Origin of the sequence: Brevibacillus brevis (genome assembly GCF_031583145.1) — a bacterium.
Classification (GTDB): Bacteria; Bacillota; Bacilli; order Brevibacillales; family Brevibacillaceae; genus Brevibacillus; species Brevibacillus brevis_E.
In genome coordinates this window covers 1,202,501-1,225,983 of record NZ_CP134050.1, presented here as the reverse complement: position 1 = coordinate 1,225,983, position 23,483 = coordinate 1,202,501, and the positions used below count along the sequence as shown (strand labels likewise).

At 54.1% G+C, this 23,483-nt stretch carries 21 protein-coding genes, 13 tRNA genes and 1 rRNA gene (1 of these 35 cut by a window edge); 4 read left to right on the top strand and 31 right to left on the bottom strand.

Annotated elements, in window-relative coordinates:
• Positions 1-22: 22 nt before the first annotated feature.
• The 7 genes from RGB73_RS06300 to RGB73_RS06270 all read right to left on the bottom strand — a co-directional run bounded on the left by RGB73_RS06300 (position 23) and on the right by RGB73_RS06270 (position 6,704).
• Positions 23-1,132: a cupin domain-containing protein gene (locus RGB73_RS06300; RefSeq protein ID WP_310770138.1), complete on the bottom strand. Its 1,110-nt coding sequence runs from the start codon at positions 1,130-1,132 to the stop codon at positions 23-25.
• A 46-nt stretch (positions 1,133-1,178) separates the two neighbouring features.
• Entirely contained in the window at positions 1,179-1,766 is a 588-nt protein-coding gene (locus RGB73_RS06295) for a hypothetical protein (RefSeq protein WP_310770136.1), read from the bottom strand.
• 11 nt (positions 1,767-1,777) lie between these two features.
• Positions 1,778-2,218, bottom strand: a complete 441-nt coding sequence (locus RGB73_RS06290; RefSeq protein WP_310770134.1) for an acyl-CoA thioesterase — start codon at positions 2,216-2,218, stop codon at positions 1,778-1,780.
• 40 nt (positions 2,219-2,258) lie between these two features.
• On the bottom strand, positions 2,259-3,485 hold the full coding sequence (locus RGB73_RS06285; protein ID WP_310774163.1) for an FAD-dependent monooxygenase: 1,227 nt from the start codon (positions 3,483-3,485) through the stop codon (positions 2,259-2,261).
• 21 nt (positions 3,486-3,506) lie between these two features.
• Entirely contained in the window at positions 3,507-4,289 is a 783-nt protein-coding gene (locus RGB73_RS06280; protein ID WP_396136174.1) for an enoyl-CoA hydratase/isomerase family protein, read from the bottom strand.
• 15 nt (positions 4,290-4,304) lie between these two features.
• The gene (locus tag RGB73_RS06275) at positions 4,305-5,162 is read right to left on the bottom strand and encodes a 3-hydroxyacyl-CoA dehydrogenase family protein (protein WP_310770132.1); all 858 of its coding nucleotides are present in this window, start codon (positions 5,160-5,162) and stop codon (positions 4,305-4,307) included.
• Between the two features lie 186 nt (positions 5,163-5,348).
• The gene (locus tag RGB73_RS06270; RefSeq protein ID WP_310770130.1) at positions 5,349-6,704 is read right to left on the bottom strand and encodes an MFS transporter; all 1,356 of its coding nucleotides are present in this window, start codon (positions 6,702-6,704) and stop codon (positions 5,349-5,351) included.
• A gap of 451 nt (positions 6,705-7,155) precedes the next feature.
• Between RGB73_RS06270 and RGB73_RS06265 the strand changes: the two genes are divergently transcribed.
• The gene (locus RGB73_RS06265; protein ID WP_310770128.1) at positions 7,156-8,445 is read left to right on the top strand and encodes an esterase-like activity of phytase family protein; all 1,290 of its coding nucleotides are present in this window, start codon (positions 7,156-7,158) and stop codon (positions 8,443-8,445) included.
• Between the two features lie 138 nt (positions 8,446-8,583).
• Here RGB73_RS06265 and yhbH read toward each other — a convergent pair whose 3' ends face one another.
• Positions 8,584-9,741, bottom strand: a complete 1,158-nt coding sequence (gene yhbH / locus RGB73_RS06260; protein WP_310770126.1) for a sporulation protein YhbH — start codon at positions 9,739-9,741, stop codon at positions 8,584-8,586.
• Positions 9,742-9,819: 78 nt separating this feature from the next.
• On the bottom strand, positions 9,820-11,718 hold the full coding sequence (locus tag RGB73_RS06255; protein ID WP_310770124.1) for a PrkA family serine protein kinase: 1,899 nt from the start codon (positions 11,716-11,718) through the stop codon (positions 9,820-9,822).
• A gap of 354 nt (positions 11,719-12,072) precedes the next feature.
• Here RGB73_RS06255 and RGB73_RS06250 point away from each other — a divergent pair, with 354 nt between their 5' ends.
• Entirely contained in the window at positions 12,073-12,291 is a 219-nt protein-coding gene (locus RGB73_RS06250; RefSeq protein ID WP_310770123.1) for a hypothetical protein, read from the top strand.
• Between the two features lie 262 nt (positions 12,292-12,553).
• Here RGB73_RS06250 and RGB73_RS06245 read toward each other — a convergent pair whose 3' ends face one another.
• The 3 genes from RGB73_RS06245 to trmL form a co-directional block, all read right to left on the bottom strand.
• Positions 12,554-13,126 carry a hypothetical protein gene (locus tag RGB73_RS06245; RefSeq protein ID WP_310770121.1) on the bottom strand — a complete coding sequence of 191 codons (573 nt, stop codon included), beginning with the start codon at positions 13,124-13,126 and terminating at the stop codon, positions 12,554-12,556.
• A 300-nt stretch (positions 13,127-13,426) separates the two neighbouring features.
• Positions 13,427-14,152: an HAD family hydrolase gene (locus RGB73_RS06240; RefSeq protein WP_310770119.1), complete on the bottom strand. Its 726-nt coding sequence runs from the start codon at positions 14,150-14,152 to the stop codon at positions 13,427-13,429.
• A 55-nt stretch (positions 14,153-14,207) separates the two neighbouring features.
• Positions 14,208-14,678: a tRNA (uridine(34)/cytosine(34)/5-carboxymethylaminomethyluridine(34)-2'-O)-methyltransferase TrmL gene (trmL, locus tag RGB73_RS06235; RefSeq protein ID WP_310770117.1), complete on the bottom strand. Its 471-nt coding sequence runs from the start codon at positions 14,676-14,678 to the stop codon at positions 14,208-14,210.
• 324 nt (positions 14,679-15,002) lie between these two features.
• Here trmL and RGB73_RS06230 point away from each other — a divergent pair, with 324 nt between their 5' ends.
• Positions 15,003-15,710 (top strand): ferric reductase-like transmembrane domain-containing protein, encoded by a 708-nt coding sequence (locus RGB73_RS06230; protein WP_310770115.1) that lies wholly within the window; start codon positions 15,003-15,005, stop codon positions 15,708-15,710.
• Positions 15,711-15,757: 47 nt separating this feature from the next.
• On the opposite strand, the gene RGB73_RS06225 is transcribed toward RGB73_RS06230, so the two are convergent.
• The 4 genes from RGB73_RS06225 to rnhA form a co-directional block, all read right to left on the bottom strand.
• Positions 15,758-16,723: an amidase domain-containing protein gene (locus tag RGB73_RS06225; protein WP_310770114.1), complete on the bottom strand. Its 966-nt coding sequence runs from the start codon at positions 16,721-16,723 to the stop codon at positions 15,758-15,760.
• Positions 16,724-16,824: 101 nt separating this feature from the next.
• The gene (locus RGB73_RS06220; protein ID WP_310770112.1) at positions 16,825-17,376 is read right to left on the bottom strand and encodes a methylated-DNA--[protein]-cysteine S-methyltransferase; all 552 of its coding nucleotides are present in this window, start codon (positions 17,374-17,376) and stop codon (positions 16,825-16,827) included.
• Between the two features lie 47 nt (positions 17,377-17,423).
• Positions 17,424-18,590 carry a tRNA epoxyqueuosine(34) reductase QueG gene (gene queG, locus RGB73_RS06215; RefSeq protein WP_310770110.1) on the bottom strand — a complete coding sequence of 389 codons (1,167 nt, stop codon included), beginning with the start codon at positions 18,588-18,590 and terminating at the stop codon, positions 17,424-17,426.
• Positions 18,587-19,027, bottom strand: a complete 441-nt coding sequence (rnhA, locus tag RGB73_RS06210) for a ribonuclease HI (RefSeq protein WP_310770108.1) — start codon at positions 19,025-19,027, stop codon at positions 18,587-18,589. The genes queG and rnhA overlap by 4 nt, the downstream gene beginning before the upstream one ends.
• A gap of 251 nt (positions 19,028-19,278) precedes the next feature.
• Here rnhA and RGB73_RS06205 point away from each other — a divergent pair, with 251 nt between their 5' ends.
• Positions 19,279-19,950, top strand: coding sequence for a B3/B4 domain-containing protein (locus RGB73_RS06205; protein ID WP_310770106.1), 672 nt, complete (start codon positions 19,279-19,281; stop codon positions 19,948-19,950).
• A gap of 100 nt (positions 19,951-20,050) precedes the next feature.
• Here the strand turns inward: RGB73_RS06205 and RGB73_RS06200 are convergent, their stop codons facing one another.
• From RGB73_RS06200 to RGB73_RS06130, 15 genes are all read right to left on the bottom strand, one after another.
• On the bottom strand, positions 20,051-21,379 hold the full coding sequence (locus RGB73_RS06200; RefSeq protein ID WP_310770104.1) for a purine/pyrimidine permease: 1,329 nt from the start codon (positions 21,377-21,379) through the stop codon (positions 20,051-20,053).
• Positions 21,380-21,541: 162 nt separating this feature from the next.
• A tRNA-Leu gene (locus tag RGB73_RS06195) sits at positions 21,542-21,623 on the bottom strand.
• Between the two features lie 8 nt (positions 21,624-21,631).
• Positions 21,632-21,705: transfer RNA gene (locus RGB73_RS06190), tRNA-Cys, on the bottom strand.
• Between the two features lie 28 nt (positions 21,706-21,733).
• Positions 21,734-21,809: transfer RNA gene (locus tag RGB73_RS06185), tRNA-Gly, on the bottom strand.
• 7 nt (positions 21,810-21,816) lie between these two features.
• Positions 21,817-21,891, bottom strand: a tRNA-Gln gene (locus RGB73_RS06180).
• 27 nt (positions 21,892-21,918) lie between these two features.
• Positions 21,919-21,994 (bottom strand) — tRNA-His (locus RGB73_RS06175).
• A 23-nt stretch (positions 21,995-22,017) separates the two neighbouring features.
• Positions 22,018-22,091, bottom strand: a tRNA-Trp gene (locus RGB73_RS06170).
• A gap of 6 nt (positions 22,092-22,097) precedes the next feature.
• Positions 22,098-22,170: transfer RNA gene (locus RGB73_RS06165), tRNA-Phe, on the bottom strand.
• A 37-nt stretch (positions 22,171-22,207) separates the two neighbouring features.
• Positions 22,208-22,284 (bottom strand) — tRNA-Asp (locus RGB73_RS06160).
• 76 nt (positions 22,285-22,360) lie between these two features.
• Positions 22,361-22,437: transfer RNA gene (locus tag RGB73_RS06155), tRNA-Met, on the bottom strand.
• 30 nt (positions 22,438-22,467) lie between these two features.
• Positions 22,468-22,543, bottom strand: a tRNA-Val gene (locus RGB73_RS06150).
• A gap of 89 nt (positions 22,544-22,632) precedes the next feature.
• A tRNA-Glu gene (locus RGB73_RS06145) sits at positions 22,633-22,709 on the bottom strand.
• Positions 22,710-22,714: 5 nt separating this feature from the next.
• A tRNA-Ser gene (locus RGB73_RS06140) sits at positions 22,715-22,807 on the bottom strand.
• A 3-nt stretch (positions 22,808-22,810) separates the two neighbouring features.
• Positions 22,811-22,886: transfer RNA gene (locus RGB73_RS06135), tRNA-Asn, on the bottom strand.
• Between the two features lie 56 nt (positions 22,887-22,942).
• Positions 22,943-23,483, bottom strand: a 23S ribosomal RNA gene (locus tag RGB73_RS06130); it runs 2,388 nt beyond the window's last position.

The window sequence follows — 23,483 nt, the reverse complement described above, 5'->3', positions numbered from 1 at the left end:
TCCTCCCCTTGCCTGATAAGCGTTAGAGCGTGATGGGTTCAAATACGCTTACGATCTGTTGATTTCCGCCGTTTTCTTGCAGGGCCTCCTCTTTTTCCAGCCCCAGCAGCTCCATTACCGGCCGGTCATTCAGCGAGAACAGGAACGAGTCGCTCTCGCCGACGTTGTGATGCTCATGCCAGCTCCATGGCGGCACCACGAAGAAATCGCCGGAAGACCACTCGAATTTTTGTCCGTTGATGACGGAGTACCCTGTGCCTTCCAGCACGTGATAAACGACGCTGTGCACATGGCGATGGCCACGCGTGCGAAAAGCGGGAGGCAGCTTTTGCATGGACGTCCCTAATCTCGCATCGGCAGAACCCCCTGTCGTCGGATTGATATAATCGACCGCGTAACCATCGTATGGATCAGGCTCAAGCTTGCTCAAATCGTCTATCGTTTTTCGAATATTCGACCATTTGTAGTTAATCAAAGGGGACGGATAGCCGTATTTTTTTCGCTCCGAAATGGCTCTCACCCCGCTTGCATAGCGAAGAACGGAACGATCCGGCTCTCCGGTCACCGGATAGGTGTCTTCATGGTAAGGCTCAAAAAACGAACCGGTCAACGTTTTGACCAATCCTACATCCAGTCCGTCCATCCAGAAAACAGGCTCTGTCCCTTCATGGCCGTGATCGTGCCAGGTCCACGGCGGGGTTAAGATCAAATCGCCCCGCCGCATATAGGTTTTCTCTCCGTCCACTGTGGTATAGGCCCCGCCTTCTCCCTCGATGATAAAACGGATGGCTGCTTGCGAGTGGCGATGCGACGGGGCGATCTCACCCGGCAGCAGCAGCTGGACACCTGCGTACAACGTATTGGTGGCGTATCCGATTTTTCCTTCTTTCAGGAGGGAAGGGTTTTGCAAATAGATCACCCGCCGCTCGCTTGCCCGTCCGAGGGACAATAGTGAGCCGGCCTCCAGCAAATAATTGCGGATCGTCTGCCACTTCCACAAATAGGGAATGACGCCATTCGACGGCTGCGGCGTGACCATCTCTCCAATGTTGTCCCACAACGGCCCCAGATGATTGCCGGCCAGCTTGTCTGCAAATAAGCGCAACGCTTCTTTCGCTTCCGATGTGCTCATATCTATGCACTCCTCCTTTGACAGGTCGTCTTATTATTCAAAACAGCTAGATCAAGTAGAACACGCCATCAAACAATCCCAGCGGCCAGTGCCCCGTTTCAAACACCTGAAGAAACGGCTCATATGGATTGGTTCCCCAGCCGTCCACGTCCGCTAGCATCTCCCAGGCGCAGGCCAAGCCCAGCAGATACATGACCGTGCAGACAGCCGTTTGCACAATCGCTGTACCTTGTGAGCCAAACTCACGGAACGCCCCGTCAAAGGATTGATGGAAAAGCTGCTCGGGAATCCGCTCCACGAGGGCGGACAGGTTTGGCAGTCTGCCGATCTCTTCTGCTTTCTCCCAGATCCGGTCGGGAAGGTCATGGATCCGCTGCCAGAGCGGGCTGGTTTCCAATCTCATCCCTTCCAAATACGGCGGGAGCTGGTCTTTCCCGAGCCACTGGATCCGATACTCGTCGATTCCGAAGCGGTTCGTGCTTTCCCGCAAGGCCTGTTCCGCTGCTGCCCGCCCCGTGCTGCTTCCTCCCGTTGAAAACCAATCCGTTTGCGACATTCTCGTCATGAGATCAACTACGTTGTCTGTATTCGGACCGTACCCAACATCAGCGGGCAGATATGAGGGAGCTGTCATCAAAAACCCTCCTATACATGTTCCTCGTTTGGATCATCTTTTTTTCGCCTATTCGCAAGCGCTCGGCGAATATCATCCGGAATCGATACTGCCTTTGGCTTTCCGTTCGAGAAGTCGGCCCAGGCCCGGGTCTCATAGCCGCTTGCAACCACTTCATCCATCCTGCGGAATTCATGTTCGATGGTGAATACCTTGTCCTTCAGGCTGATGATGGTGGAGCGGACGCATACCTCGTCTTCGTGCATGAGGGGCGATTTGAATTTGCACAGGGCCTCAAGGAGCGGCATTCCTGCCTTTTCCTCGGAAAAGAGATGGCCAAAAGAAAAGCCGATTTCGTGAAAGAAATGATGGGAAGCTTCATCCATCCATTTGTAAAAATTGGGGTAGTAGACGATACCGGCAGCATCCGTTTCTCCCCATCGCACGCGGAATTGATACTGAATGGGGTTCATGGTTTCTTCCTCCATGGTTGAGTTTCTTTCTGTAAGCATCTCAGTATTTGGTGGTTAACTGAGGAGGACCAGATTTGGGACCATAGGGGCCTTCGTCGAGCCAACGCCCCAAACGAGGCAGGATGGATGACAAGGAGGCAGCGACCTCCCGTTTCATGCTCATGGCCGGTGAGCTTCCTTGAATATGCTCCAGAGCAATCCCCGCGCAATCCCGGTTGTACTGTGCCGCGATTCGCCTTTCTTCTGCCGCTTCCAGAATCGCCTGCCTCGCCGTTTCGGGATCAGGCGCATGCAGCGCTGTACGTATCGCCCGCGCCGCCAAAATGGCATCCGGTACACCCGAATTCATCCCGCGCGCACCGAACGGGGCAAACAGGTGGGCTGCTTCGCCCGCGAGCAAGACGCGGCAGGAGGTATCCGTAAAGGATTTTGCCACCACCTGATGAAACTGGTACGTGGAGACCCAGCTGATCCGGTCCGCATATTTTTCGTCCATGACCTTAGGCAGCCATTTCCGTACGCCTTCCACCCCACCGAACTCTTCGGGATCGTCCCCCTCCAGGAGCTGCAAATCAACCCGCCATCCCCCTGCGAACGGCACGAACAATACGTTTCGTCCCCCCATTGCAGGATGCTTGTAATGAAACACACGCTCCAATGGCAGAGGCTGTTCGGGATCCTCCATCACATCCACGACGAGAAAAAAGTCGTTGGACCGTGGCCCTTCAAATTCGATCCCAACTGCTTTTCGAACGGTAGACCGCGCTCCATCAGCACCGATCACGTAATCACAAGTCCAATGGGTTCCCCTTTCCGTCGTCACGGTAACGCCCTTTTCGTCCGCCTTTACGTCTGCGACAGGGGAGTCCCAGACAAACTCTACGCCCGCATTCAGACATGCGTCGTACAAAAGCCGCTCCGCCTCCACCTGAGGCAGGCTGGCAAACGGAGGCAAGTCTTCCGGATTCGGTGCCGGATAATGCTTGACATACACCTCTTTGCCGCCAAACAACGTTCGTTTTACCGGCCAGACAATCCCGTTTTTCGCATACGCATGCCCCAAACCGGGACTGATTTCTTCCATGTGCGCAAGCGTTGCCTTGTGAAAATAAATGGCTCGGCTTCCCGGCCGCATCCGTCCCATCGGCTCCGCTTCCAAAACGGTTGCCGGTATTCCCAGGCTTCTCAGAGCAAGTGCGGCCGTCAAGCCAATCGGGCCCGCCCCCACTACTAGCACAGGTCGTGACTGCTGCAGGCTGTTATCCATGCTCATGCTCGACACCTCCTGTTACCTTCCCGTGAATACAGGCTTTCTTTTTTCCACGAAGGCTTGCATGCCTTCCTTGCGATCCTGGGTGGCAAAGGCATTGCCGAAGCAAGCGCTTTCAATCGTCAGCGCCGTTTCCAGGTCGACGCTTGCGCCGGCATTCACCGCTGTTTTCATCATACGGAGTGCGACAGCCGGCTTCTGCACCAGCTTGTGCGCCCATTCCTTTGCGGTGGACAACAGCTCTTCTGCAGGCACCGCTTTATTGATCAAGTGAATGTCAAGCGCTCTTTGCGCATCGATCATTTCCCCGAAATAAAGAAGTTCTTTTGCCACCGTCTGCCCAACCAGCCTCTGCAGACGCTGCGTTCCCCCGGCTCCCGGAATAATGCCCAGCGACATCTCGGGAAAAGCAAACCTCGCTTTTTCCGTGCTGATCCGCAAATCGCACGCCAATGCCAATTCGCACCCTCCCCCGAGAGCCAGTCCATTGATCGCCGCTATGACCGGTTTGGACAAATTTTCGATTTTGGAAAAGGCCTGTCGGGAGACATTGTTCATTTCCATCATGCCGATGTGATCCAGCTCCAGCATTTGATGGATGTCTGCTCCCGCTACGAATGCCTTCTCTCCTTGCCCGGTAAGGATAATGGCTCCCACTTCGCTGTTCGCTTCCAGCTCGCCCATGATTTCTGCCAGCTCCGTGAGCACCTGCGTGTTCAGTGGATTGATTGGCGGACGATTGATGGTGACAACCGCTACTGCGTTTTCGATTTCACACAAGATAAATTCCGCTTTCAACATGCGTCCCTCCCTGTTCTACTTGTTATAGTCGTAAAAACCGGCTCCCGTTTTCCTGCCCAGGCGGCCAGCCCGTACAAGCTGGCGAAGCAACAGCGGTGCGGCGAATCGGTTATCCTTGAATTCCTCGTAAAAGTAATCCATCACATGCAGACCGATGTCCACTCCGGCGTAATCCTGCAGCGTGAAGGGGCCCATCGGATAATTCAGCCCGAGCGTCACGGCCTTGTCGATGTCCTCGGCGGAGGCTACCCCTTCCTCCAACAGCCGGATTGCCTCGATAAACTGCGGCACCATGATCCGGTTTACGATAAATCCGGGCGTATCTTTCTTTACCTCGACTGTCTCTTTGTTCAGTCGTTTGGCAAATGCCTTGATTTCCTCAACCGTTTCATCACTGGTTTTGAAGCCTCGCACGACTTCGACCAGCTTCATGATTTGTGCCGGATTGAAGAAGTGCATGCCCGCGACCCGTTCCGGACGCTTGGTGGCTTCCGCTATCGTGGTGATCGACATGGAAGAGGTGTTCGTCGCGAGAATCACGTGATCGGGAACTATCGCATCCAGTCTGGCAAACACGCTCTTCTTCACTTCCAGGTTTTCAATGACGGCCTCAATGACGATATCTGCCCTCTTCATTTCTTCCAGCTCCGTGGTGACTTGAATTCTCCCCATGACCTCTGACTTCTCGGCTTCCGACATTTTGCCTTTCGACACGCTTTTGGCCAGGAACGAATCGATTCTTCCCATTGCCGCCTGCAAAAACTTCTCTTCCAGATCCTGAAGGATTACGTGGAACCCAGACATCGCTGCCAAATTGGCGATGCCGCTTCCCATTGATCCGGCACCGACAACTCCTACCGTGACCATTTCCATGATTCTCGTCCTCCTCTTTTGTTTTGTTTGAATTGTTCGTCTATTCCTGATTATAGATGTCGTCATTTGCAGGAAACACCTGCACCATAGATGAATCTGAAAAACTTTCTTCTACTTCGTGTAGGAAAAAAAGGTTCCGTATGAAAAAACGAAGAACCCCGTAAGGATTCTCCGTCTTCGACTTTCTTACGTGTGCACCTTGGGTTGGATACCGACCTCTTCCGGTAATCGCATTTTCGAATGCCCGTGCTGTTCCTTGACCAGAAGGATGGCAATCGCGCCGATGACACCTGAAAAGGAGAGAACAACCAGATTCATTTGCGGTGACAAGCTCATGGAAAGCAGTATGCCTACCAGCATCGGAGCGACGATCCCCCCGATTCTTCCAAAGGCTGTGTACACCCCTACTGCAGTAGAGCGGATCTCTGCCGGATAGTACTGGGAGACGTAGGCATTGAGCAGATTCTGCAAGCCAATCGACGCTGCCCCTACAATGGCAATCAGGATGTAAGCGATCCACAGATTCGTTTTGAGGCCGATGGCGCTGAGGGCCACAGCGCCAAAAACGTAAAGGGGAATCAGAATCTTTTTGAACCCTTGCTTGTCGGTTAACCTTCCGAAGACGATGGTTCCCAAAATGGCGCCCGCATTCAGTACCATCACAAACGTCAAGCTGGAACGAAGGTCATACCCCGTTTCCATCATCAGCTTGGGCAGCCAGGTGTTTAACGAAGAAATGAGGACAAAGCAGCTGAAGCATGCAAACCAAAACATTACTGTGCTGAGGCGGCGATTGTTTTCAAACAGCTTTCCAAAGGAAGGCTTAGCTTCCTTGGCTTCCGAGCCGATCTCAAACGTATCCTGTTCCTCCGGCCGGTATTCCGGATTTACTCTGCCGAGGATTTGTCCGACTTGCCTATGCTCTCCCTTTCGGAGCAGTTGACCGTAGCTTTCCGGCAATGACTTGAGCAGAAACGGCAGCAAGAGCAACGGGATTGCTGCGATCCAGAAAATCGGCCGCCAGCCCAGGTCCGGCAGAATGGCCCTGCTGACCAGCCCCGCCAGTATCCCCCCGACTGAATATCCGCAAAATACGAAGGAGACGATCGCCGCTCTGGAAGCTTTGGGCGCATATTCGGTTGTGAGGGCGATAATGTTGGGCATCACGCCGCCGAGCCCGAAACCGGCGATGATCCGGCAGATGGCAAACAGCACCGGATCCACCATCAAGCCTGCCAACGGGATGCAAATGCTAAACAGTACGACGCAGATCAAAATCACTTTTTTCCTGCCGATCTTATCTGCCAGGTACCCAAAGGCAAACGCCCCGATGGCCGTCCCCAGGGTGGCGTAGCTGCCGATCGCACCCGTGGCGACGGACGACAGCGACCACTCCTTCATCAATACAGGAACGACCGAGCCGTAAATCACGATATCGTACCCATCGAACATGATAATGATAAAGCCCCAGACAATGAGTGCCACATGAAAGGCGTTGAACCGCGAACGGTCAACCATTTGGCTTGCATTCAAAACTCTCATTGCAACTTCCCTCCCAAGAGATTATGATCCATCATTGCAAAAACCGCTTCATGATAGCGCTTACTTTTTGATTTATTATAATAATCTGCCTATTGTCTTTCTACCTACGCCATAACGGAAAATGACTCCCTACTTTCATCGCTGCCACAGGGTTTACAAGCCGCATCATCCGTGGTAATCCACGGGCCTCCTCCGCTTCCTCGGGGATTAGCCCCACCCCGATCGGGATGATTGGCGTTGCCAGTTACGAGAGATCAGCCAGCGTCCTTGATACAAAAGGGGCAGGCGGACATCGGGGCGCTGTGGCGGTTGTATGGATCGACATCCTGAGACCTATCCTACATTTACAAATATTTAACGAAATGCTTCATGGATCGGCAACATCTTCCTGCTATATTTACCAAAGACAGCTGGAATACATAGGAAGCAATGAAGGAGAGGGTCATCGAAAATGAAGAAGAATTGGCTGATTGCCGCTTTGGCGGCACTGACACTTTCGACAGCGGCCGGGATAGTATCCGCAGAGGAAACAAAGGATGGCGTTCCAGAGCTTACCGGCAAGTATAAGCTCGCCGCCCCGGACCTGGCGAAGGGGATCAAGATGGGCATCGGTTCCTCGCTCACTCACTTGCCGGGAGATCCGGACAATATCTTTTACACGACAGCCGACCGCGGCCCTAATGGCGATGTGACCGTGACCGGCAAATCGGGCAAAACGTTTCCGCTCCCCAAATACACACCGACCATCTACAAGATTGAAATTGCCGATGGCCAAATCAAAATTCTCGATCAAATTCCGCTGAAGGTAAGCGGGATTGATCCCGTAACCGGAAATGCCTTCATTACAGGACTGCCGAACATCAAAGGCCGGGACGAGACACCCTATGACAGCAAACAGGATCAAGAGCTTCCCTATGACCCGTATGGCCTCGATGTGGAATCCCTTTCCTACAATCCCAAGGACGATACGTTCTGGCTATCCGAGGAATACGGTCCGTCGATCGTACACGTCAAGCGTGACGGTACGTTGATTGAGCGCATCGTGCCAAAGGGATGGGCAGCAAGGGTATCTACCCCCTTGGTGCCAGCACGTGAAATGCTGCCAGCCGTATACAACAAGCTTCGTCAAAACCGTGGAGCCGAAGCTCTGAGCATTACGCCGGACGGCAAATACATGTTCATGGCGATGCAGAGCCCTCTGCGCAATCCTGGCAAGGAAACCGACAACTCGCGTCAATTGCGGATCATCAAATTCGAATTGGCGACCTTGCAGCCGGTTGCGGAGTTCGCCTATATCACGGAAGATGCCAAGCCATTTACAAATCTGAACCAATCCGATATTGTCATCTCCGATATGTACGCGGTGAACGAGCATACTTTGCTGATCGACGAGCGCGACAAAAACGCGGGAGACAATGCGCAGCTGAAGCGGATCTACTCCGTTGACTTGTCGGCAGCAACGAACATCCTAGGCAAGTACGACGATAACAAATCGGGCGCAAAGACGCTGGAGCAAATGAGCGTCGATGAGTTGAAAGCAAACGGAATTACGCCATCTTCCAAGCGCACCATTGTGGATGTGGCCGCCTTCCAATTTCCGTACGAGAAAGTCGAAGGCCTGACGCTCGTGGGCGGCAATACCATCGTCATTATCAACGACAACGATTTTGGCGTAGGCAGCACGTCTTCGGAGAACGGTACGGAACTGTGGACATTCAAGCTCCCCTATACGATCAAATAATAGCCCTGAATGACAATCAACCCGGCCAAGACCCAATCGGTCCGCCGGGTTGTTCCAGTTCTGTCGCTTGCTGTTGCGTTTGCAAAGAGAAAAGGCCGCCTTGTCATTGCGACAAAGCGGCCTAGTCCGGCTTTTCCTTTACGTCACTGCTTCCTTCTTCCCAAAGAACGTCCGCAGCGCCTTATACACCTCGCCCTTTTCACGGATGACGCAGTGCATGAACTTCGGCTCCTTGATATGGCGGTAAGCGGACATCAGGGTGCTGTGGCGGTTGTACTGATTGACTTCCCCGTACCCGAACATGTTGCAGCGATCCATGAGCTCCTTCACCAGCTTGACGCAGCGCTCGTTGTCAGAGGTGAGGTTGTCGCCGTCGGAAAAGTGGAACGGGTAAATGTTGTACTGCGACGTCGGATAGCGGCTGTCGATGATCTCCAGCGCTTTTTTGTAGGCGGAGGAACAAATCGTCCCCCCGCTCTCGCCTTTGGAGAAAAAGACATCTTCCGTGACTTCCTTGGCATCCGTATGGTGGGCGATAAAGACGATCTCCACCTTCTCGTACTTCGTTCGCAGGAAGCGGACCATCCAGAAGAAGAAGCTGCGCGCGATGTACTTTTCAAAGACGCCCATCGATCCCGAGGTGTCCATCATCGCGATGATGACCGCGTTCGAATGAGGCTTGATGATCTCCTCCCACGTCTTGAACCGCAGGTCGTCATCCGAAATGCCCAGCTCCAGATCGCTGTAGCCCGCCAAGGCATTGCGGCGAATGGCGGCAATCAGCGTCCGTTTCTTGTCGATGTTGCCCATCAGCCCTTTTTTGCGGACGTCGTTGAAACGCGTCTCTTCAATCACGATCTGATCTTCGTCTTTTCGTTGCAAATTCGGCAGCTCCAGCTCCGAGAACAGCATCTCCTGCAGCTCTTCCACGCTGATTTCCGCCTCGTAGTAATCTACCCCCGGTTGATCCCCTGCTCCCTGGCCCTTTCCTGGCCCTTGTGCCGGATCTCCGTCCTTGGCGATCACATCGCCTACTTTGCTGTTGCCTTTTCCTTGACCGCCGTGCTTCCCCTTTTGGAAGTTGAACCGCAGCCGGTACTCATCCAGGGAGCGAATAGGGATCTTGATGACTTCCCGACCATTCGACATGATGATATTTTCTTCACTGACCAGATCGGGCAGGTTTTTCTTGATCGCTTCTTTCACTTTTTCCTGGTGTCGGTTTTGGTCCTGGTACCCTTTGCGGTGCAGCGACCAGTCTTCCCGGGAGACAATGAACGATGGCGCATCTTCCATGACGTCTCCTCCTAGTAACTGGCGCACTCTGCGCCGAATATGCCGTGCAAGATCGTGCCGTGCCCGAATTCTCGCCCGTTACCTGTTCAGCAGGCTGCCGACGTAGCGCAACAGCTCGTTGGCGCATACCGGGCAGTAATGATGCTCCTCGATGAGCCGCTTCGTCACCTCGTTGATTTTTTTCAGCTGGTGCTCATCCGGCGTCTTGTTCGAGGTTGTGATTTTCACGACGTCTTTGAGGTCCGCGAACAGCTTCTTCTCGATTGCCTCGCGCAGACGGTCGTGCGTGCTGTAGTCAAACCGCTTGCCTTTGCGAGCGTAAGCCGAGATGCGGATGAGAATTTCTTCGCGGAATGCCCGCTTGGCATTTTCCGAGATGCCGATCTGCTCCTCGATGGAACGCATCAGGCGCTCATCCGGATCCATCTCCTCACCGGTGACGGGGTCGCGGATTTTGTTCATGTTGCAATACGCTTCGACGTTGTCCAGATAATTGTCCATGAGCGTCTTGGCCGACTCCTCATAGCTGTAGACAAACGCTTTTTGCACTTCTTTTTTGGCCAGCTCGTCATATTCCTTGCGAGCACTGGAGATGAAGTTCATGTACCGCTCCCGCTGCTCCTTGGTGATGGATGGATGCTGGTCGAAGCCTTCCTTCAGCGCGCGCAGGATATCCAGGGCGTTGATGCACTCCGTATCGCGGCGGATCAAGGCGCTGGAAATGCGGTTGATGACATACCGCGGATCGATTCCCGACATCCCTTCATCCGCATGCTCGTTGCGCAGCTCCTCGAGATCGGCGCCCTTGAACCCCTCGACCGATTCGCCGTCGTACAGGCGCATTTTTTTCAGCAGATCCGCGCCCTGCTTCTTCGACTCCTTGAGGCGGGTCAGGATGGAGAAGATCGCCGCCGACCGCAACGCATGCGGCGCGATGTGCACATGCCCCAGATCGGACTGCTTGATCAGCTTGGAATATATTTTTTCCTCGTCGCTCACGCGCAGGTTGTAAGGCATCGGCATGACGATGATCCGCGACTGCAGCGCCTCGTTTTTCTTGTTGGCGATAAACGCCTTGTACTCCGATTCGTTCGTGTGGGCGACGATTAGTTCGTCGGCCGAAATAAGGGCGAACCGTCCTGCCTTGAAGTTTCCTTCCTGCGTGAGGGACAACAGATGCCAGAGGAACTTTTCGTCGCACTTGAGCATCTCCTGGAACTCCATCAGGCCGCGGTTAGCCTTGTTAAGTTCGCCGTCAAAGCGGTAGGCTCGCGGGTCGGACTCCGAACCGTACCGGGTAATGGTCGAAAAGTCGATGCTCCCCGTCAAGTCGGCGATGTCCTGGGATTTCGGATCGGATGGGCTGAACGTACCGATCCCGACGCGGTTGGCTTCCGAGAACAGGATACGGCGAACCGGGAAGTCTTCGATGCAACCCCCGTATTCGGTTTCCAGCCTCATCCGGTTGTACGGCGTCAGCTCGCCTTCGATTTTGATTCCCAGCTCTTCCTCCACTTCCGGTCGCAGCTCATTCGGAATGAGATGAAGCGGCTCCTCTTGCATGGGGCAGCCGTCCAGGGCGTAAATGGCACCTTCATCTGTTCGGGAATACTCTTCCAGCCCCCGCTTCAGCATGGTCACCAACGTCGATTTTCCGCCGCTGACGGGGCCCATCAGCAGCAAAATGCGTTTGCGCACATCCAGGCGGCGTGCCGCAGAGTGAAAATATTCTTCGACCAGTCTTTCGATCGAACGATCCAATCCGAAGATTTCCCGGCTGAAAAATTGATACGAACGACTGCCATCTTCATTTTCTTCCACACCGGCGCTCTTGATCATGTTGTACACACGCGAATGAGCCGTTTGTGCAATTTGCGGATTTTTTCGAACCAATTCCAAATATTCAGCGAACGTACCTCTCCACATCAGGTTCTCTTCGCGGGCCCGGTGCTCGGCGATTCGTTTTAAAATGTCCATGCTCGACACTCCTCCCTCATAAGCCCCTCTCTCTTCCCCAACGACAATGTACTTTCATGTATATGTCTGCCTGTGGTCACGCATTCGCGTGGAACCCCGTTTTCCTCGGTTGCCAACAGGCTCGTAAAGCCTTTACATATCTGTATGCGAGATAGGAGCGCAAGTTTCGGCAATCTTGCCACAAAAAATCGTGCACGAGCATTTTTTCCTTCCTCCGGCTTACAAACATGTAAGGTTTACATCACTGATATGTAAGCGAAATCGATGGTTCATTCACTGGATTTTTATGTACACTTCATTTATCAAGAGGAGCTAAAAGCAATGATGAATACACCCCTATTCGGAGGTAGAGACATGGACACGAATACAGACCGCAAACAAATCAAAATGGGATTGTACTTGACCGGAGCCGCTACCCTGGTGATCGGCGCCGTCAATGCGTATCAATGGGTGAAGGGCATGCAGCTGGATACGGGAGAAATCCTCAGCGTGGCGATCGCCCTCGGCGCTTTCCTGAAATTGGTGAACGATTATCGAAAATTGTCCTTGACCGAAGGGACCAGCCTCCGTTAATCCGTTTTCAAAGTGGGCAGGCTACGTTATAATGGGAGTAGTTTGTTTTACGAAAGGAGCAATTCAACATGGGTACGGTCATCGTAGCTGTGGTATTTGCCGCTTTTCTGTTCTTCATTTTGACTGCAGGATACAATGAAGACAAAACCTGGAATCTGTAAGACCAACAGACACTGCTGACGGACTTTCTGCTTCGGTTCAGCACTCCCAGGGAAAAAAGCAGGCTGCCTGCATCAGGCAACCTGCTTTTTTATTTCCATGCTTACACTTGATTCGTCGTCGCTTCCTGTTTGCTTGCCTTCTTCGCAGCCTTTTTCTCGGCTTTCTTTTCAGCTTTGGCTGTATGCTGATCCGCCTTCGTCGCTTTCTTCGCCGCTTTCGCCTCTTTGATCTCGGCCTTTACCTGCTTGGGCGACTTGTCCGCGGAGTCGATTCCCCATTTGTCCGCTTTGTCCGCTAGCTCCTCCAGCTTGACATCCTTTTTCTCCGACTTTGCTGCCTGAATCGCCGTCTTGATTTCGGCCTTGATTTCCGCCTTGGTCTTTCCTGTAGGATCGACGCTCCATTTTTCAGCCCTCGCACGCAGCGCAGCTTCACTTTGCGCCTTCTTCTCCGCGCGCTTTGCCGCGACTTCTTTTTTGAGCTGGGCAAAAGTTTTCCCTGTCACGTCAATCCCCAGCTTCTCGGCCTTTGCTTGCTGTTTCTCCAGGTGTTGCTGCGCTTTTTCCTCTTTGGTAGCTTTGACCGCCTGGTTCGTATCGCCTTGCGCACTGGCGATCGAGATTCCGCCAAACACTAGACTGCACAGTAATAAAGAAGAAACCAGTTTTTTCATGCTTCATTCCCCTTTCGAAAGGCCATGAGATGGTCGGCCCAAGACTAGCCTACCTCACGATTTTGGGAAAAGTGTGGGAATCCGCCTTCGCGAAAAAAAATAGCAGGCTTGTCCGTGAAGACAGCCTGCTATTTAGGGTTTAGCGTGTCGTTTCGGTTAGCGCGTCGCCCCGATTTACCGTGTCGCCCCGATTTACCGTGTCGCTCCGGTTTACCGTGTCGCCCCGATTTACCGTGTCGCTCCGGTTTACCGCGTCGCCCCGATTTACCGTGTCGCTCCGATTTACCGTGTCGCTCCGGTTTACCGTGCAAACACTCCGGTGCCGGACTCGATCGCTTGGTGCAGTTCCTCCAGCGTACCGCGCTGGTCTACCGGATATTGCGGCTCTCCGCGGTCTTCCAGCCAGTTGGTCACGAGGAAGGTCTTCATCCCCAGTTTGGATGCGACCATGTCTTCCTGCATGTGGTTGCCGACCATGACGCACTCGGCTGGCTCCACGCCGAGCTTTTCACAGATTTCCGCAAAATAGCCCGGGTTTGGCTTGGTGTAGTGCATGTCCTCGTAAACAGTCACCAGCTCAAACTCGTCTGACGTCATGCCGATCCAAGCCAGCCGGTGGTAAATGGCTTCGCGCGGAAAGACCGGATTGGTCGCGACTGCGATGCGGAACCCCTGGCTTTTGGCCGCCTCGACGATTTTTTTCGCCCACGGAGATGGATACGTCAAATGGGAGAGCGTGGGGAAGACGTCGCGATAAAACGAGTCAAACAGCCGCCACACCTCTTCGCGCTTCCAGTCGCTGTGGCTTGTAAAGTATTCGATAAACACTTGCTCATTCGTCTTGTCGGGCTCCTTGCTGACGATCATGGCCTTGGTTGCTTCCCAGATCAGGGAAAGCAGCTTCTCCGTGTCGTATTGAGTGCCGACGTGACGCCCCACTTCTTTCAAATAGCTTTTCACAAAAGGATCGGTCTGCATTTCCAACAAGGTGCCGTCGAGGTCAAACAGGATGGTACTCACAGTCATATACGATCTCTCCCTTTTGATTGGTCGGTCTGGAAAACGTGCTCCTGTCCGCTCGTTACTTCAGTCCGGGAAACCCCAACTGCCTCAGTCCCTCAAACAGAACGATCGCCGCGCAGTTGGACAAATTGACGGAGCGGGTCGCGCCGCTCATGGGAATCCGGATCGTCTGCTCACGGTACCGGTCAGTCAGCTCGGTCGGCAGTCCCGTCGTTTCCTTGCCGAGAATGATGTAATCCCCATCGCGAAAGCTAACATCCGAATAGAGCGTTTCGCCCCAAGTCTCCACGAAGTAAAAAGTGCCGGCATCCGCCCCTTGCGCCTCTGCGAATTTCTCAAAGCTGTCGTGATGATGGATGTTGACTGCGTGCCAGTAATCCAGGCCCGCACGTTTCAAATAACGGTCTTCCGTGGAAAATCCCAGCGGATGAATCAGGTGAAGATGAGCCCCTGTCGCTGCGCAAGAACGGGCGATATTCCCTGTATTGGCAGGAATGAGCGGCTCGTGCAATACAATGTGTAACGGCATATCGGCAAATCTCCTCATGTACCGGACTTTAAACGAAACAAGCTTTATTATACCTAAACCGCGCCCGACATGACTACCTGCCAGCAGCTGTGAAGGGATGCTTCCCGACTGCCTCTTAAAAAAGATACATGCTCCAATCGGCTGCCCCGCTTCTGCAGCTAACACAAAAACACCGTCTGAAACAGAAGCCCCACTCCCGCAGCTAAAAACACCTGCTGTAACAGAATCCCCACTCAGCAGCTAAAAACACCTGTTGTAACAGAATCCCCCGCGCCTGCATCTAACAAAAAACACACCGTCACCGGTGATTGTGGGGGAATGAATATGAACGCAGGGAACAAATCGTGGTTTCGCGTGGGCACGTTCGCCGTTTGCCTCGTTCTGTCGGCTGTCGCGTCATTCGTGATGTGGCCCAGCTTCGCGGCCTTTCCGGCCATGGAAACCTGGAGCATGATATGCGGCTATCTCTCGTTTCTTTTGATTGGAACGACACTTTTGGTCGGCCCGATCCGTACCTGGCTGCCGGCGCGCTGGACGTCTGCCAGCGTATCCCTGCGCCGCGATGTGGGGATCTGCGCGGGGCTGTTTGGCGTGCTCCACGTAGTGCTGGTGCTTGTCCTTTTCAATGGCCAGCCTCGCTTGATGATCGTTCAAGAAAGCCATATCCAAAAGGCCGATGGATGGCTTGGCTTGTTTTTCCTCGATCCGCAGGGATGGTCCGGCTGGCCTCTTCCCAATTGGTCGCTGTCCGGCGTGGCAAATTACTTGGGGCTGTGCGCTTTTCTGATCCTGCTCGCACTCCTGCTGACCTCTTTTGACCGAGCGGAAAAAAAACTGGGCGGAGGTACCTGGAAACGGCTTCATATAGCGAATCCGTCGCTGTTTTTACTCGTCGCTTTCCACGGGTTGATTTACGCTCAGTCTATCAAAGGGGAGCCGCACAGCTTCGCCGATTTCCTGTGGTTCGCCGGATTCGTCTGGCTGGTCCGCTGCATCGGCTTTGCGCATACGGCGAGACGGCGGCGGCGGTAGTAGGAAGCGCCGCACTCGTCTCCCATTTGCCTGTCCCTCCCGATGCCTCAAACCCCTCGAATATGAAAAAACGCATACCGTATATTGGGCGTATAGGCGGTCGAATCCTCATACGCCCAATAGCGCAGGCTGCTATCTGTGGTATGCGCGTTGACGAGAGGCATGTTATTGGCGTCTTTCGCCACCACGATCGTATTGTGCTGAAAACGTCCATCTCCGTCAAAGTCGTAGCAAATGATATCCCCTGGCTCCAGCTGATCCGGCGAGCTGCGGGAAACTGCCCTCATCGGCGCTCCGCCAGATTTGAGCAGCAGGTACAACGCGTGGGCCACCGTCCAGCTATAGCTCCAATCCGCCCCCTTCCCCGTACGAATCCACCAGCCCCTTCCTCTTTCCTTGGAAAACAGCATCGGGATCCCCCCAGCGTACAGGCACTGCGAAATGAAATTTGTGCAGTCGTCCGTAAAGTGGGGGTATGCCGGATTGGGTGTATTCCAATATTGTTCGGCATACGCGACCGCTTTTCCCGGGTTGTACCCGCCAGCCCCATGCACGACCAGCAGCGGCTGAACTACGGCGCCCTCCACCATTGACGCAGCGTCGCCCTCCTCGTCTCGGGCAAGCGCCGGCTTGTCATCTCCATCCCATTCCGTATGCGCCACGATTCGCCACTGCGGTCCGCCTTTGGCAAGCCGGATTCGGTGCAGCCGATAGTCCGATTCGGCCCACTCGCGACTGCCGAGTCCATAGCTGCGGCTTCCTTTCCAGGACAGCAAGATGTCCAATGCCTGCTCCGTCTCCATCCAGCAAAGCGGAACTACCTGTCCGCGTACGGACCGAGGCGTGCCTCCGCGCTCCGCCAGCTGCCGCCTTTCCCTGACCATCCTCACCCATTCGGCGGGAGAGCTGTCATCGTCCTCGTTGTAATACGAGAGCAGCCGCTCGTACTTTCCATCCAGCCAAGACTGATGGATATCGTCAAAATAGCGTTGGATCCATGTACTCCAGTCCAATCCCGCTCCTCCTTTCGCAAAATCGCCTTCCACCGACCGCCAACTCTTACGAAAGAATATGATGCAGGATGATCATTCAGAAGAAAAAGAAAAGCCACCCGTCAGAAACGGATGACTTCGTCAAGTGAGGTTTGGATGTGCAGCGGCACGCCTTCCAGGGACAATAAATGCTCTTTGATCGACAATCCGCCGCCGTAGCCGACCAGAGCGCCATTGGAACCGATGACGCGGTGACAAGGAATGACGATGGGAATCGGGTTGCGGTTGTTTGCCCCTCCAATTGCCCTTACTGCCTTGGAAGCGCCGATTGCCAGCGCGATGTCTTTGTACGAACGGGTCTCTCCGTACGGAATGTTGGCCAGCTCGTTCCATACCGCTTTTTGAAACGGGGTACCGTGCAGGTCGACTTTCAGTTCAAACCTCTTTCGCTTTCCCGCAAAATAGTCTGAGAGCTGCGTCGCCGCCCCCTCGTTTCGGGCATCGTCGCGTACGGGGGATACCCCCAAAAACGTCTTCTTGCACCACCGCTGCAACCTGCCCAGTCCGTCCTTTTCGTCTGCAAAATCGATGTAGCACAGGCCTTCATCAGTTGATGCAAGCAGCAACGGTCCAATCGGTGAGTCCATGGTGGTATACCCCAGTGCGTTTGCCATCCGACGTTCCTCCCTTTACCCGTATCTCGTCTGTTTCCTGCTAGCTCCTACTCATTGCCAGCCGCAGCCATTTCCTCAAGCATCCGCCATCCTTTGTCGACCTCAGCCAGCACTTCTCGGTCCTGCTCGCGTTCTTTTGCCTGACACAGAGCGGCACGGGCTTCTTTCCCGCCGATTTTCCCCAACGCCCACGCCGCTGTACCGCGAATGACAGGTCTCGGATCGCCCTCGAGCAAGCGGGAGAGCTGCGGGACGGCCGTCTTGTCCCTGAAGTGCGCCAGAGCCAGAATCGCATTGCGTTGAATAGGCTTTTTCCCCCGCCACGACGAGGACGATAGTCCGAATTTTTCTTTGAACTCTTTGTTGCTCATATCGAGCAAGGGCAGCAAGAGCGGCTTGGCGACTTCAGGATCCGGCCGGAATTCCGCGTGATGCGTCATGTTGATGCGCCGGTTCTTCGGGCACACCGTCTGGCATGTATCACACCCATACAAGCGATTGCCGATTTTTCCACGGAATTCATCCGGAATAAAATCTTTTACCTGAGTCAAATACGCAATGCAACGCTGTGCGTCCAGTTGCCCTCCCTGCACCAACGCGCCTGTCGGGCAGGCGTCCACACAAATATTGCAGTCTCCGCATCCCTCTTCCACAGGCTGATCCGCGGGCAAGGGCAGATTGGTCACCAGCTCCCCCAAGTATACCCACGAGCCGAATTCCGGTGTGATCAGCGAGCAATTTTTTCCTACAAAGCCCAGTCCGGCCCGCTCCGCTACCGCCCGGTCGGACAGCGCTCCGGTGTCCACCATGGACTCGATCAACGCGCCCGGCTCCAATTGCGCAATAAACGCAGCCAGCTTGTTCAGCTTGTCTCGCAGGACATGGTGGTAATCCGTTCCCCAAGCCGCGCGACACAATATGCCCCGGTACGCTCCCGGCTCCGATTTGGGCGGCTGCTCCAGCTTGGACGGATAAGCGAGTGCGATCGAGATCAGGGAACGAGCGCCCTCCACGATCAGTCCCGGTTCCGTCCGCTTGTCCAAATCCGGCTCCTCAAAGCCGGATTCATACCCTTTCTCCCGATGCTCGATCAATCTTTCCTTTAATTCCGTAAAAGGATCGGCACTGGCAAACCCAATCTTGTCGATCCCGATCTGTTCGGCGTATGCGATGATGGACTGCTTCGTCTGCTCCCAGTACTGCCGTTCGTTCACAGCTGTTTGATCGCTCCTGTCGCCAACTCGTCACAGCGATTGTTCCACTTGTTGTCGGCATGTCCTTTTACCTTTACGTACTCAACTTTATGAATGTCCATCAGTCGAAGCAGTTCTTTCCACAGATCCTGATTTTCCACCGGCTGTCCTTTGCTGTTCTTCCAGCCTTTTTTCACCCAGTTTTTATGCCAGCCCTGCAAAAAGCAATTGACCAGGTATGCGCTGTCGCTGTAGAGGGTGACCTGGCACGGCTCCTTAAGAACCGACAAGGCCTCAATGGCAGCCTTCAGCTCCATCCGGTTGTTGGTTGTATTGGGCTCGGCGCCGGACATCTCCTTGAGATGCTGGCCGTACATGAGGACTGCACCCCAGCCGCCCGGTCCCGGGTTGCCGGAGCATGCCCCGTCTGTATAAATTTGCACTTCACGTATCGTCATCTCCAGGGACTCCCTCCTCTGTTTATTTTCTGTCGGGCAAATGTCGTACCCGATGTAATTGTCTTTCCGATAACTCCCTCTTTTTAGGAGAACGTCGATGACCGATATCAATGCTTCCGTCAAAAAGTACCTTCGTCTGGCTTGCTTGCAGCATCTATCAGCTGATATTTCTATTGTATCGAAGGTTAGTCGCGTCCACAAAAAAAATTTGTTATACTACCAAAAATAGGCTCGATAAGGAGTGACATAGGATGAAAGTGCAGCTGGACACCACTGTTTCCGAACGCCTTCCCCGATTTTCTCTGGGAATCCTCCACTACAGCGGTGCTTCCGTCAGCGACTCTCCCAAAATGCTTCAAGGACGCATCAACTACTTCGTCGAAAGCCTTCGTCTCGAGCACGACCTCTCCAAGCTGACAGAGATCGAAGGCGTGCGCGAGTGGCGCGCTGCGTTTAAACAACTCGGAATCGATCCTTCCCGATACCGTCCGTCTTCGGAAGCACTGCTTCGCCGGCTGTTGCAAGGTAATCCGTTCTTCTGGATCAACAGCGCAGTCGACGTCAACAACTTCTTCTCCGTTCTTCACGCTCTTCCTTTTGGCATTTACGACCAGGATCATCTCGCTGGCGATATCATATGCCGTCTCGGCCAGAGCACCGACCGTTACGAAGGGTTGAACGGCCGCGAGGTGAATATGGAAGGAAAGCTGCTTCTCGCGGACGGCCAAGGAGCATTCGGCAGCCCCATCGTGGATTCCACCCGCTCGTGCGTCACGGAAAAAAGCCGCAACCTCATGCAGGTAGTCTTTTTTCACGAGCAAGTTCCTCTTGAAAACAAGGAGCAGATCCTGGGGTCGACCGGGAACATGTTTACCCAAATCAACGGCGGCGAATTGAGCAGCAGCTACATACTCTCAGTGTAATACGCCCAACATGGTCTTTCTGGTACTTCCGCCCCGATGCTTGCCAAATGGCAGGAGAAAAGCGAATCTTTCGAGGATACGTGTAAAGAAAGACGGCCCGTCAAGCAGCGCGGCCGTCTTCTTTTTGTTTGTCTCCCCGATTACGGAAGACGACGTGTTCCAGAAGCAAGCAAACAATCACACCCAAGAGAAGACCGTTCCCAAACAGGAAGCTGACAAGAGCGGGCAAGTGCTGCCATGCGGACGCCGGGACGAACATGACGCCGATCCCCACCAGCAGGGAGCTTCCTCCCACCGTAATCGTCCGATCGTCCATTTTCACGTTTGCGTAATCTTTCAGGCCGAAGCCGAGCAGCTGTGTGTAAGAAATGAACATCGCCGCGTAGGCGACAGGAGTAGGCAGCGCAGCCAGAAAGTGCGCGACGTACGGAAACAACCCGATGACCATCATGCCGATCATCGCCAGCATAAAAGGCAGTCGAGAGGCCATTCTTGTCGTCTGGATGACAGCGGCCGCGAGCGAAAGAGGGATCATGCCAACGACGCCGCCCAATCCGGAAAGCAAATGGGACACGCCCGTGAAAATGCCTCCCCGGTTGTACTGCTTATCCGTAGGGACCGTGTCGGTTGCTTTCCCCATGACCACCATGCTCGTCACCAGATTGGTCAACAGCACGAAGCCAGTCAGCATGCTCGTCAGAACTACGCCCCAATCCCAGCGAGGCGTTCCCCAGAAAAAGAGCGTCGGCCAGGAAAGGACTTGTTCCGCAGGCCGTACGGGCTCCGTCCAGCCTAAAACGGCGTACAGCACCCATCCAATCACCATCCCAAACAAAACCGCAAAGCTGGAGAAACGTTTCGTTCGCATCACCACGATGACCAACGCCACAATGCCGACGGAGACGGCCGCCACGCCAGGAATGACTTCCTTGGAATGCTCAAAGCCGATACCCAGCATGCCCGCCAGGATGTTGCTGCACAGAGAGACGGCGAGAAGGATCATATATGTCCCGGATACCAGCGGGGTAAACCATCTCTGGAGTTTCCCGATCCATCCCATGAAGCCGAAGACCAAAAACAGCAGACCGGCCATACACAGTCCGAGCTGGAAAGACTGTCCGATTTCTCTCGGATGAAGGCCGACACTCGTTCCGATCTGAGCCAAAATAATGAAAATCCCCCACCATAGTCCTGCTGGTCCTTCCAGCATCGGATATCGGTGGCCAATCCAAACCTGCAAAAGCGAAGCCAGACCGATAAAAAACATCGTCTGCTGCATCAGATTGCCAATCTCATCCGGCCCCAGGCCGTAGACGTCGCCAATCATCAAAGGAACAGCGACACTGCTGGATACTGCTACAATCATCCACTGAAGGGCAGACAGAATGGTAGTGCCCACCGGGGGCTTGTCATGCAGCCCGTACTTCATCAAAAACCACCTCGTTTTTTCACGAACGATAGCCGCCCATGTATTCACTATGCCCGAAATGCCCGCACTATTCTACTGGCAATCGCACCTTTTTTGTTTGTGCAAATAGAAAAAACCCCGATCATCAAGGGTTCTTGACATTCAGGGTTAGTTGGTTAAATATGGTGCCGGTGAAGGGACTTGAACCCCCACGGTTTCCCTCACGATTTTGAGTCGCGCGCGTCTGCCATTCCGCCACACCGGCAAGTACTATGGAGGAGGCACCCGGATTTGAACCGGGGATAAGGGTTTTGCAGACCCGTGCCTTACCCCTTGGCTATGCCTCCATGATCATTGATGCTTCAAGTGAAGCTATGGAGCGGACGACGGGTCTCGAACCCGCGACCTTCGCCTTGGCAAGGCGACGCTCTACCAATTGAGCTACGTCCGCATGTATATGGCTGGGGTACTAGGATTTGAACCTAGGAATGACGGAGTCAAAGTCCGTTGCCTTACCGCTTGGCTATACCCCAATGCGTATTCCCCAACTTTGAAAACAATGGGGCGATCGATGGGAATCGAACCCACGAGTGCCGGAGCCACAATCCGGTGCGTTAACCACTTCGCCACGACCGCCATGTTTTGCTTCTTATGAAAAGTGGCAGGGGCAGTAGGAATCGAACCCACACCAAAGGTTTTGGAGACCTTCGTTCTACCGTTAAACTATGCCCCTACAAGGTGGCTCGGGACGGAATCGAACCGCCGACACGAGGATTTTCAGTCCTCTGCTCTACCGACTGAGCTACCGAGCCTCAAAAATAAACATCCGTCATTTTCTTTGATAGAAAATGGCGGAGCTGACGGGACTCGAACCCGCGACCTCCGGTGTGACAGACCGGCGTGAACTCCAACTTCACCACAGCTCCATATTTGGTTGTACATTACAGCTACTCCGCTCCTCCTTTACCTCGAAGTTTCTCAAGGTAGTATAAGGAGAGAATTTGGTTGCGGGAGCAGGATTTGAACCTGCGACCTTCGGGTTATGAGCCCGACGAGCTACCGAGCTGCTCCATCCCGCGACAGGGACCTTTTCGGTCAGTAGTAATAAGTGGTGGAGGCTGACGGGATCGAACCGCCGACCCTCTGCTTGTAAGGCAGATGCTCTCCCAGCTGAGCTAAGCCTCCAGAGTTCCCCACAAAGTGACGTTTAAGCTCTGAAGCATATTCCGAATACTTTGCGGGGGCCCCAACAACTGACTTGTAAGGGCACTATATGGTGACCCGTAGGGGATTCGAACCCCTGTATGACAGCGTGAAAGGCTGCTGTGTTAAACCGCTTCACCAACGGGCCAAGTATGGCGGATGGAGTGGGATTTGAACCCACGAGACGGTTCTACACCGCCTACACGATTTCCAATCGTGCTCCTTCGGCCGCTCGGACATCCATCCATATGGCTCCTCGGGACGGACTCGAACCGCCGACCGATCGGTTAACAGCCGATTGCTCTACCAACTGAGCTACCGAGGAACGTTGAAGGATCATTCATTCCTTCAAAACTGAATACGCATGTATGCAAGGATTGTGTGGATAAGCCCTCGACCGATTAGTATTCGTCAGCTCCACGCGTTGCCGCGCTTCCACACCGAACCTATCAACCTCATCGTCTATAAGGGGTCTTACCAGCTTAACGCTGTGGGAAGTCTCATCTTGGAGGGGGCTTCACGCTTAGATGCTTTCAGCGCTTATCCCGTCCGCACATAGCTACCCAGCTGTGCCACTGGCGTGACAACTGGTGCACCAGCGGTGCGTCCATCCCGGTCCTCTCGTACTAAGGACAGCTCTCCTCAAACTTCCTGCGCCCGCGACAGATAGGGACCGAACTGTCTCACGACGTTCTGAACCCAGCTCGCGTACCGCTTTAATGGGCGAACAGCCCAACCCTTGGGACCTACTTCAGCCCCAGGATGCGATGAGCCGACATCGAGGTGCCAAACCTCCCCGTCGATGTGGACTCTTGGGGGAGATAAGCCTGTTATCCCCAGGGTAGCTTTTATCCGTTGAGCGATGGCCCTTCCATGCGGAACCACCGGATCACTAAGCCCGACTTTCGTCCCTGCTCGACTT

Excerpts from the sequence above, each read along its gene's own strand:
- RGB73_RS06250 (WP_310770123.1), top strand. The coding sequence starts at position 12,073 with ATGGACACGAATACAGACCGCAAACAAATCAAAATGGGATTGTACTTG.
- RGB73_RS06240 (WP_310770119.1), bottom strand. The coding sequence starts at position 14,152 with ATGACTGTGAGTACCATCCTGTTTGACCTCGACGGCACCTTGTTGGAA.
- RGB73_RS06295 (WP_310770136.1), bottom strand. The coding sequence starts at position 1,766 with ATGACAGCTCCCTCATATCTGCCCGCTGATGTTGGGTACGGTCCGAAT.
- RGB73_RS06255 (WP_310770124.1), bottom strand. The coding sequence starts at position 11,718 with ATGGACATTTTAAAACGAATCGCCGAGCACCGGGCCCGCGAAGAGAAC.
- rnhA (WP_310770108.1), bottom strand. The coding sequence starts at position 19,027 with ATGACGATACGTGAAGTGCAAATTTATACAGACGGGGCATGCTCCGGC.
- RGB73_RS06270 (WP_310770130.1), bottom strand. The coding sequence starts at position 6,704 with ATGAGAGTTTTGAATGCAAGCCAAATGGTTGACCGTTCGCGGTTCAAC.
- RGB73_RS06290 (WP_310770134.1), bottom strand. The coding sequence starts at position 2,218 with ATGAACCCCATTCAGTATCAATTCCGCGTGCGATGGGGAGAAACGGAT.
- RGB73_RS06280 (WP_396136174.1), bottom strand. The coding sequence starts at position 4,289 with ATGTTGAAAGCGGAATTTATCTTGTGTGAAATCGAAAACGCAGTAGCG.
- RGB73_RS06300 (WP_310770138.1), bottom strand. The coding sequence starts at position 1,132 with ATGAGCACATCGGAAGCGAAAGAAGCGTTGCGCTTATTTGCAGACAAG.
- trmL (WP_310770117.1), bottom strand. The coding sequence starts at position 14,678 with ATGCCGTTACACATTGTATTGCACGAGCCGCTCATTCCTGCCAATACA.
- yhbH (WP_310770126.1), bottom strand. The coding sequence starts at position 9,741 with ATGGAAGATGCGCCATCGTTCATTGTCTCCCGGGAAGACTGGTCGCTG.
- RGB73_RS06285 (WP_310774163.1), bottom strand. The coding sequence starts at position 3,485 with ATGGATAACAGCCTGCAGCAGTCACGACCTGTGCTAGTAGTGGGGGCG.
- RGB73_RS06230 (WP_310770115.1), top strand. The coding sequence starts at position 15,003 with ATGAACGCAGGGAACAAATCGTGGTTTCGCGTGGGCACGTTCGCCGTT.
- RGB73_RS06275 (WP_310770132.1), bottom strand. The coding sequence starts at position 5,162 with ATGGAAATGGTCACGGTAGGAGTTGTCGGTGCCGGATCAATGGGAAGC.
- RGB73_RS06245 (WP_310770121.1), bottom strand. The coding sequence starts at position 13,126 with ATGAAAAAACTGGTTTCTTCTTTATTACTGTGCAGTCTAGTGTTTGGC.
- RGB73_RS06205 (WP_310770106.1), top strand. The coding sequence starts at position 19,279 with ATGAAAGTGCAGCTGGACACCACTGTTTCCGAACGCCTTCCCCGATTT.
- RGB73_RS06265 (WP_310770128.1), top strand. The coding sequence starts at position 7,156 with ATGAAGAAGAATTGGCTGATTGCCGCTTTGGCGGCACTGACACTTTCG.
- RGB73_RS06220 (WP_310770112.1), bottom strand. The coding sequence starts at position 17,376 with ATGGCAAACGCACTGGGGTATACCACCATGGACTCACCGATTGGACCG.
- RGB73_RS06200 (WP_310770104.1), bottom strand. The coding sequence starts at position 21,379 with ATGAAGTACGGGCTGCATGACAAGCCCCCGGTGGGCACTACCATTCTG.